Origin of the sequence: Denitratisoma sp. DHT3, from assembly GCF_007833355.1 — a bacterium.
Classification (GTDB): Bacteria; Pseudomonadota; Gammaproteobacteria; order Burkholderiales; family Rhodocyclaceae; genus Denitratisoma.
Map to the genome: position 1 here is coordinate 197887 of NZ_CP020914.1, position 11930 is coordinate 209816.

An 11930-nucleotide genomic window follows, 5' to 3' on the forward strand; every position below is an offset into this window, starting at 1 on the left:
TGCCTGCCTTTGGCACGTCCTCTTTTCCGGGGAAAAGATAGCGCATCTTGCTGACGTGTTCCTTGCTGCGTGAGGCGCGGATTATCCAGCAAAAAGCGCCTGCCTGGTTGTCATCCTAGAAATATCTCCATATACTCCCCGCATCTATATGATGCTAAAGGGGTTTGTGAATGCTTCCCCCATTGGTTGCCAAGTACGGATTCCGGATCCGAACCCGTGTCGGGCTGGTGGTCGACAATTTGATGATTTACGGGCGCGACGAGTCGGAGGCGCGCAGCAAGCTGCGCCAGATGTATCGGGATTGCGAAATTCTCGATTGCGCCTGCCAGCGCGGGACGCAGGGCGACAGGAAAGGCATATCCGTCGTGGCGGCGGCGTTGTGCCGCGAAGATGCGATCTCCCGCTGATCGCCGCTATTTCCCCAGGATTTCCCGCAAGGCGGTGGTCAGCGCGGCGCACTGGGCGTCGGTGCCCACCGTGATGCGCAGGTATTGATCGATCCGCGGCTGGCGGAAGTGGCGCACGATGATGCCGCGTTCGCGCAGGGTTTGGGCCAGTTGCGCGGCATCCCGATCGGGATGGCGGGCGAAAAGGAAGTTGGCGGCCGAGGGGAGCACCACGAATCCCAGCCCGCCGAGATCCTGCGCCAGGCTTTCCCGGCTGGTCATGACGGCCCGGCGGGTACGCTCGAAATGCTCCACGTCATCCATCGCGGCTGTCGCGCCGACGCAGGCCAGGCGGTCCAGGGGATAGGAGTTGAAGCTGTTCTTGACCCGCTCCAGCCCCTCGATCAGTGCCCGCTGGCCGATCGCAAAGCCGACCCTCAGGCCGGCCAGCGAGCGGGACTTGGACAGGGTCTGCACCACCAGCAGATTGGGGTGGCGCTCCACCAGCGCGACGGCCGAGGGAATGGGGGTGCCGCCGAAATCGATGTAGGCCTCGTCGATCACCACCATGGAGCCCCGGTTGCCCGCCGCGAGGCGTTCGATTTCCGTCAGGGGCAGCAGGCAGCCGGTGGGTGCGTTTGGATTAGGGAAGATGATGCCGCCGTTCTCCCTACCCAGGTAATCATCGACCCGAATGGTGAAGTCGGCGGCGAGCGGGACGGCGCGGTAGTCGATTTCATACAGTCCGCAATAGACCGGGTAGAAGCTGTAGGTGATGTCGGGGAACAGCACCGGGCGGCCATGCTTGAGCAGCCCGAGGAATACGTGGGCCAGCACCTCGTCCGAGCCGTTGCCGACGAACACCTGCTCCGCCGCCACGCCGTGATGGCGTGCGATGGCCTGTTTCAGCGCGCTGGAGTCCGGATCGGGGTAGAGGCGCAGATTGTCGCCGACCTCCGCCGCCATCGCTTGCAGGGCCTTGGGCGAGGGGCCGTAGGGATTCTCGTTGGTGTTGAGCTTGACCAGGTTGGGCAGCTTGGGCTGTTCCCCCGGAACATAGGGGATCAGCGTATGGACGGTTGGGCTCCAATAGGGATTCATGGGGCGGTATGGCGAGGATGGTTGGAACGGCGCGGTATCGCCGGGATTGGCTGAAATGGTATCATGGCGCCCTGTTCGAATTTCCCCCATTACCAGGCACCACCAAGCGCCATGCGCCAAGCCGAACTCTCCCGCAACACCCTGGAAACCCAGGTTTCCGTGCGCCTCGATCTGGACGGCATGGGCAAGTCGACCCTCGCCACGGGGATCGGGTTCCTGGATCACATGATCGACCAGATCGCCCGTCACGGGCTGATCGATCTCGAAGTCCGGGCCAGCGGGGATCTGCATATCGACGATCATCACACGGTCGAGGACGTCGGCATCACGATCGGGCAGGCGCTGGCCAAGGCGGTCGGCGACAAGGCTGGCGTGCGCCGCTACGGGCACGCCTACGTGCCCCTGGACGAGGCGCTGTCGCGGGTGGTGGTGGATCTTTCCGGCCGCCCGGGACTGGTGTTCAACGTGGACTTCACCCGTTCAATGATCGGCGAGTTCGATGTCGATCTGGTGCGCGAGTTCTTCCAGGGCCTGGTCAATCATGCCGCCATCACCGTGCATGTCGATTGCCTGCGGGGCGACAATGCCCATCACCAGGCCGAGACCGTGTTCAAGGCTTTTGGCCGGGCGCTGCGCATGGCGGTCGAGCCGGATTCCCGCTCCAGCGGCATCCCCTCCACCAAGGGCAGCCTCTAACCGCAATCTTCCTCGCTACGCGTCGCACCTATGAGCATCGTCGCCGTCGTCGATTACGGTATGGGCAACCTGCGTTCGGTGGCCAAGGCCATCGAGCATGTGGCTGCGGGCGCCACGGTCCAGGTGACTTCCGATCCCGCCGCCCTGGCGCGCGCCGACCGCGTGGTGATGCCGGGGCAGGGCGCCATGCCGGACTGCATGCGGGAACTGGCGCAACGGGGCCTGCGCGACGCCGTCGTGCGGGCCGCCGCCGAGAAGCCGTTCCTGGGTATCTGCATCGGCGTGCAGATGCTGTTCCAGCACAGCGAGGAGGGCGACGTGCCGGGGCTGGGCATCCTGCCCGGCCGGGTCTGCCGTTTCCCGTCCGCCGCGATGAACGCGCCGGACGGCGGCCGCCTCAAGGTACCTCACATGGGCTGGAACCAGGTGCGGCAGACAGGGGTACATCCCCTGTGGGCAGGCATTGCCGACCAGGCCCGGTTCTATTTCGTGCACAGCTACTATGTGGAGCCGGCCGAGTCGGCGTTGGTCGCGGCTTCCACCGTCTATGGCATCCCCTTTACCAGTGCGGTGACGCGCGATAACATCTTCGCCGTCCAATTCCACCCGGAGAAAAGCGCCCAGGCCGGCTTGCAGCTGCTGGGCAATTTCATGCGCTGGAACCCCTGATTTCATGGCCCTTGGCCGTTTCGCCACTTGGCCGCTTCGATATGGACTTCCCCCTATGCTGCTGATTCCTGCCATCGACCTCAAGGACGGGCACTGCGTGCGCCTCAAGCAGGGCGTCATGGATGATGCCACCGTGTTTTCCGAGAATCCCGCCGCGATGGCGCGGCACTGGATCGACCAGGGCGCCCGCCGTCTCCATCTGGTGGACCTCGATGGCGCCTTCGCCGGCAAGCCCAAGAACGAGTCGGCGATCAAGGCGATCCTGAGCGAAGTCGGCGACGAGATTCCGGTCCAGCTCGGCGGCGGTATCCGCGACCTGGACACCATCGAGCGCTGCCTGGACGACGGCATCAGCTATGTGATCATCGGCACCGCCGCGGTCAAGAATCCGGGCTTTCTGCATGACGCCTGCACCGCCTTCCCCGGCCACATCATCGTCGGCCTGGACGCCAAGGACGGCAAGGTGGCGGTGGATGGCTGGTCCAAGCTGACCGGGCACGACGTGATCGACCTGGCCAAGAAGTTCGAGGACTACGGCGTCGAGGCCGTGATCTATACCGACATCGGCCGCGACGGCATGCTGAGCGGCGTCAATGTGGACGCCACGGTCAAGCTGGCGCAGGCCCTGCGCATTCCCGTCATCGCCAGCGGCGGCGTCGCATGCCTCGCCGACGTCAAGGCGCTGTGCGCGGTACAGGACGAGGGCATCGTCGGCGCGATCACCGGGCGGGCCATCTACGAAGGCAAGCTCGATTTCAGGAAGGCCCAGGCCGAAGCCGACAAGCTGCGCAAGGCCTGACCCGGAAACGGGTCGCTATCATGCTCGCAAAACGCATCATTCCCTGTCTCGACGTCAGCGCCGGACGCGTCGTCAAGGGCGTCAATTTCGTCGAGCTGCGCGATGCCGGCGATCCGGTGGAAATCGCCCGCCGCTACGACGAGCAGGGCGCCGACGAGATCACCTTCCTCGACATCACCGCCAGTTCGGATCAGCGCGACATCATCCTGCACGTGGTGCGGCAGGTCGCCGAGCAGGTGTTCATCCCCCTCACGGTAGGCGGCGGCGTGCGCGCCGTCGATGACGTGCGGCGCCTGCTGAACGCCGGGGCCGACAAGGTCAGCATGAATACCGCCGCGGTGCAGAATCCCCAGCTGGTGGCCGACGCCGCCGGCAAGGTCGGCTCCCAGTGCATCGTGGTGGCCATCGATGCCAAGCAGGTGGCGCCGGGCCGCTGGTCCGTCTTCACCCACGGCGGCCGCAAGGACGCCGGCCTGGACGCTATCGACTGGGCGCGCCGGGTCGTGGCGCTGGGGGCCGGCGAAATCCTGCTCACCAGCATGGACCGGGACGGCACCAAGAGCGGTTTCGATCTGGCCCTGACCCGGGCGGTGTCCGATGCGGTGGACGTGCCGGTCATCGCCAGCGGCGGCGTCGGCAATCTGCAGCATCTGGCCGACGGCGTCACCGAAGGGCGCGCGGACGCGGTGCTGGCGGCCAGCATCTTCCATTACGGCGAATACACCATCCGCGAAGCCAAGGAATACATGCGGGCGCGGGGCATCGAGGTTCGGCTCTGAGGCGTTCGCCTCGGAGCGCAGGGGCGAGAAGGGCGAGGAGGGGCGCGTGGGGTTGAATTGGCTCAATGACGTGAAATGGGACGAGCAGGGCCTGGTGCCGGTGATCGCCCAGGATGCGGCCAGCGGCGAGGTGCTGATGTTCGCCTGGATGAACCGGGACGCGCTCGACCAGACCCGTCGTACCGGCGAGGCCGTGTATTGGTCCCGCTCGCGGCGCCGCCTCTGGCGCAAGGGCGAGGAGTCGGGCCATGTCCAGAAGGTGCACGAGATCCGCACCGATTGCGACAGCGACGTGATTCTGCTGCGGGTCGAGCAGGTGGGCGGCATCGCCTGCCACACCGGCCGTCGCAGTTGCTTCTTCAACAAGCTGGAGGAGTCCGGCTGGAGCAGCGTGGAGCCGGTGCTCAAGAACCCCGAGGAGATCTACCGATGATCGACGCCGAAGTGCTGCATCGCCTGCAGGCCACCCTGGATGGACGCAAGGGCGCCGCGCCGGATTCGTCCTACGTCGCCAGCCTGTATGCCAAGGGGACCGACACCATCTGCAAGAAAGTGGCGGAGGAGGCGGCCGAGGCCATCATGGCCGCCAAGGATGGCGACCGACTGCACCTGGTGCGCGAGGTGACCGATCTCTGGTTCCACAGCATGGTGCTGCTGGCCCAGTTCGACGTCGGCGTCGATGACGTGCTGGCCGAGTTGCGCCGGCGCGAGGGCATCTCGGGCATCGACGAGAAGAAGAGCCGGGGAGCCTGACCATGGCCGACTGCCTCTTCTGCAGGATCGCCGCCGGGGAGATCCCCTGCAAGAAGGTCTACGAAGACGAACAGATGCTTGCCTTTCATGACATTCATCCGCAGCGCCCGGTGCATTTTCTGATCATCCCCAAGCCGCATCTGTCCTCCCTCTATGATGCCGGGTCGGAACACGAGGCCCTGCTGGGGCGGATGATGGCGAAGGCCGGTGAGCTGGCCCGGGCCGAGGGTCTCGACGATGGTTTCAGGACCATCGTCAATACTGGCCGCATCGGTGGTCAGGAGGTTTATCATTTGCATCTGCACATTCTCGGCGGGCCGGAGCCGGTCGGGCCGATGACGCAGAAACGATAGAGGACAGGAGACGGCAATGGGAAGCTGGAGCATTTGGCATTGGCTGGTGGTGCTGGTGATCATCATGCTGGTGTTCGGTACCAAGAAACTCGGCAGCGTGGGCAAGGATCTGGGAAGCGCCATCCGCGGCTTCAAGGACGGCATGAAGGAAGGCAGCGCGGAGCAGCAGCAACCGCCGCCCGCTCAGTTGGATCAGCAGCCGTCGGGCCGCACCATCGAGGGCGAGGTGAAGGACAAGAAGGTCCAGCAATAAGCGTCCGGAGCGGCGCCCGCGACAGGGCGCCGGCTTTCTGCGCCTACGGAGATTCCCGTGTTTGATGTCGGCCTCAGCGAGCTCATGGTCATCGGCGTGGTGGCCCTGATCGTCATCGGCCCGGAGCGGCTGCCCCGGGTCGCCCGTACCGTGGGCACCCTGATGGGACGCGCCCAGCGCTATTTCGCCGACGTCAAGTCCGAGGTCAACCGCGAACTGCAGCTTGAAGAACTGCGCCGGATGCAGCAGGAAATGGCGGCCCAGGTGCAACAGGCCGACACCCAATTGCAGCAGCTGGGCGGCGATGCGGCCGGAGGGATCAAGGAATTGGAAAACACCCTGCAACAGTCCCTCAGCAGCGCCGAGCCGCAACCGGCCGAACCGCAGCCGGCCGAGACCGATCCGGCGAAAAAATCCTGATGTCCGAACTGCAGGAAGGGCTGATCTCCCATCTGATCGAGTTGCGCTCGCGATTGATGAAGGCCATCGGTGCGGTGCTGCTGGCGCTTCTCTGCCTCGTGCCCTGGTCGGGGAAGATCTACGATCTGCTCGCCCAGCCGATGATCGCCACCCTGCCGCCGGGCACCAAGATGATCGCCACCGGGGTGATCACCCCCTTTCTGGTGCCGCTCAAGGTGACGCTGCTGGCGGCCTTCGTCATCGCCCTGCCGATCGTGCTCTACCAGGCCTGGGCCTTCGTCGCGCCGGGGCTCTACGCCCATGAGAAGCGCCTGGCGTTGCCGGTGATCATCGCCACCACGGTGCTGTTCCTGCTGGGCATGGCCTTCTGCTATTTCTTCGTCTTCGGCACGATGTTCAAGTTCATCGCCGAAGTGGCGCCGGGCAGCATCACGCCGGCGCCCGACATCGAGCAATACCTGTCCTTCGTGATGACCATGTTCCTGGCCTTCGGCACCACCTTCGAGGTGCCGGTAGTGGTGCTGCTGCTGGTCAAGTTCGGCATCGTCAGCCTGGAAAAGCTGAAGGACATCCGCCCCTACGCCATCGTCGGCGCCTTCATCGTGGCGGCGGTGGTGACGCCGCCCGACGTGACCTCGCAGTTCATGCTCGCGGTGCCCATGTGCCTGCTCTACGAATTGGGCCTGCTGCTGGCCCGCTTCGTCACCGTCGTGGAAAAGGCGCCGCCGCAGGTCTGACCGCGGGCCTGGTCACTGCGGCCGCCGGGGCTGCGGCCGGCGGCCGATCTCCACCGGCAGGTCCAGGTTCCGGTTGTCGCGCCGCAGCTTGAGGTGGCCGGTCCTGCCCGGCTCCAGGGCGGCGACCTGCTCCACCATCGACTGGGCGTCCCGTACCGGCTTGTCGTTGACCGTCAGCAGCACGTCGCCCGGTTTCACGCCGGCCTTGTCGGCCGGACTGCCGCGCATCACGCCGGCGATCAGCGCGCCTTCGGCGGACGGCAGGCGGAAGGACTCGGCCAGTTCCGGCGTGATTTCCTGGACCTCGACGCCGATCCAGCCCCGCGTCACGGCGCCGTGGCGGATGATCTGCTCCATCACCGTGCGGGCCAGCGAGACCGGGATCGCGAAGCCGATGCCCATCGAGCCGCCGCTCTGGGAGTAGATGGCGGTGTTGATCCCGACCAGGTTGCCTTCGCTATCCACCAGCGCTCCCCCGGAGTTGCCCGGATTGATCGCCGCGTCGGTCTGGATGAAATTCTCGAAGGTGTTGATTCCCAGGTGGGAACGGCCCAGGGCGGAAACGATGCCCGAGGTGACGGTCTGGCCGACGCCGAAGGGGTTGCCGATCGCCAGCACCACGTCGCCGACCCGCAGCGACTCGGCCTGGGCGAAGGTGATCACCGGCAGCCTGTCGGCATCGATCTTGATGATGGACAGGTCGGATTCCGGGTCCGTGCCGACGATGCGGCCCTTCACCTTGCGTCCGTCGTTGAGGGCCACCTCGATGGCGTCGGCGGTCTCCACCACGTGGTAATTGGTCAGGATGTAGCCGTCGGCGCTGACCACCACGCCACTGCCCAGTCCGGCCCGGCGCTGCACTTCGTTGCCGAAGCGGTCGCCGAAGAAGTGGCGGAAGAACGGATCGTCCATCAGCGGGTTGCGGGGCGCCTTGACCTCCTGCGAGGTATAGATATGGACTACCGCCGGCAGGGCCTTGCGGGCGGCGTCCGCATAGGACGCCACGCGCCGCCGGTCGTTGGCGCCGCTGGATGCTTCCTGGATGGCAACCACATCGTTGCCGCCACCGTGGCGCTCCAGCCAGGCGGGTTTCAGGGTCTGCACCACGAACAATGCCGCTACGCAGATCGTGACGGTCTGTGCGAAGATCAACCAGAGTCGTTTCATGAATTGGACAGGGAGTTGTATGCGACGTGAAGAACTCGGCGCCTATCTCGAGAGCCTGCTGGAGGTGGCGCGCTACAAGGATTATTGCCCAAACGGGCTGCAGGTGGAAGGTCGCGACGAGGTGCGAAAGCTGGTCTGCGGCGTCACCGCCAGCCAGGATCTGCTGGAGGCTGCCGCCGCACGCGGCGCCGATGCCATCCTGGTTCACCACGGCTGGTTCTGGCGCGGCGAGGACGGCCGGGTGACTGGCATCCGCAGGCGGCGCCTGGGCACGTTGCTGGCCCATGACATCAGCCTGTTCGGCTACCACCTGCCGCTGGACGGCCATGGGGAGCTCGGCAACAACGCCCAACTGGCGCTGCGCATGGGCTGGACGGTGGATGGGCGCTTCGCCGATCAGGACATCGCATTCCTCGGCCGCCCGGCCGAGCCGCTGGCGGCGGCCGACCTGGCCGCGGCGCTCTCGCGGACCCTGGGCCGGCCGGCCCAGCTGGTCGGCGACGGCCGGCGCCGGGTGCGGCGCCTGGCTTGGTGCAGCGGCGGCGCCCAGGGCTATTTCGAGCAGGCCATCGCCCAGGGCGCGGATATGTTCGTCAGCGGCGAAATCTCGGAGCAGACCTACCACCTGGCGCGGGAATCGGGCGTGCCCTATGTCGCCGCCGGCCACCACGCCACCGAGCGCTACGGCGTGCAGGCGCTGGCCGAGCACCTGGCGGCGCGTTTCGGCCTCGACTGCGAATACGTGGAACTGGACAATCCGGTCTAGGGCTTTGCCGCCCTGCCCGGGCCGGGCTCGGCCGCGCCGCCAACGTTTTCCCGGCGCGAGCCGCGCTGCTTCTCCTGGCTGGCGAAGGCGTCCTCCAGCAGGCGGATCACGCGGGCGGTTTCCCGAAAATCCTCCATGATCTCGCCATCGGTGGCGCTGAGCTGCTCGACGGCGGCGGGCGACAGGGTCAGGCTGCGGGCGCCCTCGCGGTAGAGCCAGCCTCGTTCTTCGAGTTCCTTGACCTTGCGGCGCACCGTCTCCCGCGGAATACCGGTCGCCTCGCTGATCGACAGCGCGTTGCAGGGCGCGACCTTCTGCTGTTGCAGCGTCCGCATCAGTTCCTTCCAGTGCGCGGGTTCCGGCGTGTCCTGGAAGTTCAGAGCGCGCAAGGCCCGGGCGATGTTGTACTGGGCGATTTCGCCGAACACCAGGAACAGCGTCAGGTCGCCGCCGAAGAGGCGGTAGGCCCGCCGCATCGTGTTGATGGTGAAACGGCTGGCATAGGTGCTCAGTATCATTCGGTCCGTCACCGGATCGGTGATCTGTGCAGCCAGGTCGCCGATGCTGATCGAGGAAGCGGGTTTGCGGGGGGGACGGGAGCCCATGGCGAATCCATACAGGATAAAACGTCAAAAGTACCCACCGTGGGTGTTTTGGTCAATACCCTTGACGGGGCAGCGTCTAAGATCATTCTCCTTTCGTATTGGAATGGAGCCTGTCCCATGCGTACCCCCATCTGCGAAACGCTCGGCATCGACGTACCCATCTTCGCCTTCACCCACTGTCGCGACGTGGTGGTAGAGGTTTCCAAGGCCGGCGGCCTGGGCGTGCTGGGCATGGTCGGCTTCAGCATCGAGCAGGTCAAGGAGGAACTGGACTGGATCGACGCCCACATCGGCGACAAGCCCTATGGCGTGGATATCGTGATCCCCCAGAAATACGAAGGGATTGGCGAGACGGACCCTGCCGAGCTGGAGCGCCAGCTGGAAGCCATGGTGCCCCAGGGTCATCGCGACTTCGCGGAAAAACTGCTCGAGGACCACGGTGTCCCCGCATGGCCGGACGATTCCCGGATGGGGTTGATGGGCTGGACCGAGGCGACCGCGCGGCCGCAGCTGGAGGAGGCGTTGAAGCGCCCCAACGTCCGCCTGGTGGCGAACGCGCTGGGCACGCCGCCCAAGGAAGTGATCGACGAGATCCATGCGTCCGGCCGGCTGGTGGCGGCGCTCTGCGGCAAGATCAAGCAAGGCCTGCAGCACAAGGCCGCCGGCGTGGACATCATCATCGCCCAGGGCGCCGAGGGCGGCGGCCATACCGGCGACATCGGCTCCATCGTGCTCTGGCCCCAGATGGTGGATGCCGTGGCGCCCACGCCGGTGTTGGCGGCCGGCGGCGTCGGCAGCGGGCGGCAGATGGCGGCGGCACTGGCCATGGGTTGCGCCGGTGTATGGACCGGCTCCCTCTGGCTCACCGTCACCGAGGCCCATGCCGAACCCGCCCAGAAGGAGGAATTGCTCAAGGCGACGTCCGAAGACACCGTGCGCTCCCGCTCCTGGACCGGAAAACCGGCCCGCATGGTGCGTAACGACTGGACCGAGGCCTGGGAGGCGCCGGAGAATCCCAAGCCCCTGGGCATGCCCCTGCAGGGCCTGGTGGTGTCGGACGCCATCCGCCGTACTTCCCGCTATGCCGCCGTGGCCGATACCCGCAAGGTGCTGTTCAACCCCTGCGGCCAGGTGATCGGCCAGATCAATCGGGTCGAGTCCAGCAAGGACGTGGTGTTCCGCCTGCTCAACGAGTACGTGGATACCCTGGAGCGCCTGAACGGCCTGCTCGACGACAAGGCGTGACGACATGACGGCAGGAACGAAACCGCTTTCCGGCATCCGCGTCCTGGATTTCACCCAGTACCTGCCCGGGCCGTTGTGCACCCAGCATCTGGCGGACCTGGGCGCCGACGTCGTCAAGATCGAGAACCGCAAGGGCGGCGATCTGTCGCGGCCGACGCCGGACGGCTCCACGTCCCAGATGTTCCTCAAGGTGAACCGCAACAAGCGTTCCCTGAGCATTGACCTGCGGCAAGCGGAAGGCATCGAGATCGTCCGCCGTCTGGCCAGGGACGCCGACGTGCTGGTGGAAGGCTTCCGTCCCGGCGTGATGGACAAGCTGGGCCTGGGCTACGCGGCGCTCTCGGCGCTGAATCCGCGCCTGGTCTATTGCGCCATCACCGGCTACGGCCAGGATGGTCCCTTCCGCGAATTCGGCGGCCACGACATCAACTACCAGAGCCTCTCCGGCGTGCTGGAGCAAAGCGGCGCCGCGGGCGGCCCGCCGGCACCCGGCGGTTTCCAGGTCGCCGACATCGCCGGCGGTTCGCTCACCTCCGCCATGGCGCTGCTGGCCGCTCTGGTGGATGCCCAACGCACGGGGCAGGGGCGCTTCGTCGACGTCTCCATGACTGACGCGGCCCTGGCCTGCATGGTCATGGGGCTCTCCACCATGGACTCCTTCGGCAACGGCAAGCCCTTGCCCCGGGGCGAGGACTACACCAGCGGCAAGCTGCCCTGCTACGGCGTCTATGAAACCGCCGACGGCCGCCACGTGGCTCTGGGTGCCCTGGAGCCGCAGTTCTGGCGGGCCTTCTGCGATGCGGTGCAGCGTCCCGACCTGATCGCCAAGGGCTGGGCCCTTGGGGCCGACGGCGATGCGGCCAAGGCCGAGATCGCCGCCCTGATCAAGAGCCGCAGCCTGCGGGACTGGTCGGAACTGCTGTCCACCGTCGATGGTTGCGCCACCCCCGTGCTGCGCCTGGACGAGGTGCTGGAGCACCCGCTGACCCGGGCCCGGGGCATGGTGCGGGAAGGGCTGAGTCCGGAAGGCAGGCCCTACCGCCAGTTCGCCTTTCCGGTGAGGATGAGCGGCTACCGGTTCTCGGTCGAGCGCAATCCGCCGGCCCTGGGCGAGCACAACGACGAGTTGTTGAAATCCCTCGGCTACGGCGATGACGACATCGCCGCGCTGCATTCCAAGAACGTGGCCTGAGCGGCCCAT

17 protein-coding genes are annotated in these 11930 nt (G+C 66.1%); 14 read left to right on the forward strand and 3 right to left on the reverse strand.

Features of this window, described 5'->3' with window-relative positions; genetic code table 11:
• Positions 1-170: 170 nt before the first annotated feature.
• Positions 171-407 (forward strand): hypothetical protein, encoded by a 237-nt coding sequence (locus tag B9N43_RS00940; protein WP_145840475.1) that lies wholly within the window; start codon positions 171-173, stop codon positions 405-407.
• Positions 408-413: 6 nt separating this feature from the next.
• On the opposite strand, the gene hisC is transcribed toward B9N43_RS00940, so the two are convergent.
• Entirely contained in the window at positions 414-1487 is a 1074-nt protein-coding gene (gene hisC, locus B9N43_RS00945; protein ID WP_145840476.1) for a histidinol-phosphate transaminase, read from the reverse strand.
• A gap of 111 nt (positions 1488-1598) precedes the next feature.
• Here hisC and hisB point away from each other — a divergent pair, with 111 nt between their 5' ends.
• From hisB to tatC, 10 genes are read left to right on the forward strand one after another with little or no spacing between them, the layout of a single operon-like run.
• On the forward strand, positions 1599-2183 hold the full coding sequence (gene hisB, locus B9N43_RS00950) for an imidazoleglycerol-phosphate dehydratase HisB (RefSeq protein WP_145840477.1): 585 nt from the start codon (positions 1599-1601) through the stop codon (positions 2181-2183).
• Between the two features lie 30 nt (positions 2184-2213).
• Complete coding sequence (hisH, locus tag B9N43_RS00955) at positions 2214-2852, forward strand: imidazole glycerol phosphate synthase subunit HisH (protein WP_145840478.1); 639 nt, start codon at positions 2214-2216, stop codon at positions 2850-2852.
• Between the two features lie 55 nt (positions 2853-2907).
• Positions 2908-3651 (forward strand): 1-(5-phosphoribosyl)-5-[(5-phosphoribosylamino)methylideneamino]imidazole-4-carboxamide isomerase, encoded by a 744-nt coding sequence (gene hisA / locus B9N43_RS00960; protein WP_145840479.1) that lies wholly within the window; start codon positions 2908-2910, stop codon positions 3649-3651.
• 17 nt (positions 3652-3668) lie between these two features.
• Positions 3669-4430 (forward strand): imidazole glycerol phosphate synthase subunit HisF, encoded by a 762-nt coding sequence (gene hisF, locus B9N43_RS00965; protein ID WP_186454044.1) that lies wholly within the window; start codon positions 3669-3671, stop codon positions 4428-4430.
• Positions 4431-4476: 46 nt separating this feature from the next.
• Complete coding sequence (hisI, locus tag B9N43_RS00970; protein WP_145840481.1) at positions 4477-4863, forward strand: phosphoribosyl-AMP cyclohydrolase; 387 nt, start codon at positions 4477-4479, stop codon at positions 4861-4863.
• Entirely contained in the window at positions 4860-5183 is a 324-nt protein-coding gene (locus B9N43_RS00975) for a phosphoribosyl-ATP diphosphatase (protein WP_145840482.1), read from the forward strand. The genes hisI and B9N43_RS00975 overlap by 4 nt, the downstream gene beginning before the upstream one ends.
• A 2-nt stretch (positions 5184-5185) precedes the next feature.
• Positions 5186-5536 carry a histidine triad nucleotide-binding protein gene (locus B9N43_RS00980; protein WP_145840483.1) on the forward strand — a complete coding sequence of 117 codons (351 nt, stop codon included), beginning with the start codon at positions 5186-5188 and terminating at the stop codon, positions 5534-5536.
• Positions 5537-5552: 16 nt separating this feature from the next.
• Complete coding sequence (gene tatA, locus B9N43_RS00985) at positions 5553-5789, forward strand: Sec-independent protein translocase subunit TatA (RefSeq protein ID WP_145840484.1); 237 nt, start codon at positions 5553-5555, stop codon at positions 5787-5789.
• A gap of 57 nt (positions 5790-5846) precedes the next feature.
• Entirely contained in the window at positions 5847-6209 is a 363-nt protein-coding gene (gene tatB / locus B9N43_RS00990) for a Sec-independent protein translocase protein TatB (RefSeq protein ID WP_145840485.1), read from the forward strand.
• Positions 6209-6946, forward strand: a complete 738-nt coding sequence (gene tatC / locus B9N43_RS00995) for a twin-arginine translocase subunit TatC (RefSeq protein WP_145840486.1) — start codon at positions 6209-6211, stop codon at positions 6944-6946. The genes tatB and tatC overlap by 1 nt, the downstream gene beginning before the upstream one ends.
• Before the next feature lie 12 nt (positions 6947-6958).
• Here tatC and B9N43_RS01000 read toward each other — a convergent pair whose 3' ends face one another.
• Complete coding sequence (locus B9N43_RS01000) at positions 6959-8113, reverse strand: Do family serine endopeptidase (RefSeq protein ID WP_145840487.1); 1155 nt, start codon at positions 8111-8113, stop codon at positions 6959-6961.
• A 19-nt stretch (positions 8114-8132) separates the two neighbouring features.
• On the opposite strand from B9N43_RS01000, the gene B9N43_RS01005 reads away from it, so the two are divergent.
• Positions 8133-8879, forward strand: a complete 747-nt coding sequence (locus B9N43_RS01005; RefSeq protein WP_145840488.1) for a Nif3-like dinuclear metal center hexameric protein — start codon at positions 8133-8135, stop codon at positions 8877-8879.
• Here the strand turns inward: B9N43_RS01005 and B9N43_RS01010 are convergent.
• On the reverse strand, positions 8876-9484 hold the full coding sequence (locus B9N43_RS01010; RefSeq protein WP_145840489.1) for a hypothetical protein: 609 nt from the start codon (positions 9482-9484) through the stop codon (positions 8876-8878). The genes B9N43_RS01005 and B9N43_RS01010 overlap by 4 nt on opposite strands.
• A gap of 117 nt (positions 9485-9601) precedes the next feature.
• Between B9N43_RS01010 and B9N43_RS01015 the strand changes: the two genes are divergently transcribed.
• Positions 9602-10729: a nitronate monooxygenase gene (locus B9N43_RS01015; protein ID WP_145840490.1), complete on the forward strand. Its 1128-nt coding sequence runs from the start codon at positions 9602-9604 to the stop codon at positions 10727-10729.
• Between the two features lie 4 nt (positions 10730-10733).
• A complete protein-coding gene (locus tag B9N43_RS01020; RefSeq protein ID WP_145840491.1) occupies positions 10734-11921 on the forward strand; it encodes a CaiB/BaiF CoA transferase family protein in 1188 nt (395 codons plus the stop codon).
• Positions 11922-11930: the final 9 nt, after the last annotated feature.

What these genes read in the sequence shown, in the direction of transcription:
- B9N43_RS00940 (WP_145840475.1), top strand. Translation starts at nt 171, where the DNA reads ATGCTTCCCCCATTGGTTGCCAAGTACGGATTCCGGATCCGAACCCGT.
- hisC (WP_145840476.1), bottom strand. Translation starts at nt 1,487, where the DNA reads ATGAATCCCTATTGGAGCCCAACCGTCCATACGCTGATCCCCTATGTT.
- hisB (WP_145840477.1), top strand. Translation starts at nt 1,599, where the DNA reads ATGCGCCAAGCCGAACTCTCCCGCAACACCCTGGAAACCCAGGTTTCC.
- hisH (WP_145840478.1), top strand. Translation starts at nt 2,214, where the DNA reads ATGAGCATCGTCGCCGTCGTCGATTACGGTATGGGCAACCTGCGTTCG.
- hisA (WP_145840479.1), top strand. Translation starts at nt 2,908, where the DNA reads ATGCTGCTGATTCCTGCCATCGACCTCAAGGACGGGCACTGCGTGCGC.
- B9N43_RS00975 (WP_145840482.1), top strand. Translation starts at nt 4,860, where the DNA reads ATGATCGACGCCGAAGTGCTGCATCGCCTGCAGGCCACCCTGGATGGA.
- B9N43_RS00980 (WP_145840483.1), top strand. Translation starts at nt 5,186, where the DNA reads ATGGCCGACTGCCTCTTCTGCAGGATCGCCGCCGGGGAGATCCCCTGC.
- tatA (WP_145840484.1), top strand. Translation starts at nt 5,553, where the DNA reads ATGGGAAGCTGGAGCATTTGGCATTGGCTGGTGGTGCTGGTGATCATC.
- tatC (WP_145840486.1), top strand. Translation starts at nt 6,209, where the DNA reads ATGTCCGAACTGCAGGAAGGGCTGATCTCCCATCTGATCGAGTTGCGC.
- B9N43_RS01000 (WP_145840487.1), bottom strand. Translation starts at nt 8,113, where the DNA reads ATGAAACGACTCTGGTTGATCTTCGCACAGACCGTCACGATCTGCGTA.
- B9N43_RS01005 (WP_145840488.1), top strand. Translation starts at nt 8,133, where the DNA reads ATGCGACGTGAAGAACTCGGCGCCTATCTCGAGAGCCTGCTGGAGGTG.
- B9N43_RS01010 (WP_145840489.1), bottom strand. Translation starts at nt 9,484, where the DNA reads ATGGGCTCCCGTCCCCCCCGCAAACCCGCTTCCTCGATCAGCATCGGC.
- B9N43_RS01015 (WP_145840490.1), top strand. Translation starts at nt 9,602, where the DNA reads ATGCGTACCCCCATCTGCGAAACGCTCGGCATCGACGTACCCATCTTC.
- B9N43_RS01020 (WP_145840491.1), top strand. Translation starts at nt 10,734, where the DNA reads ATGACGGCAGGAACGAAACCGCTTTCCGGCATCCGCGTCCTGGATTTC.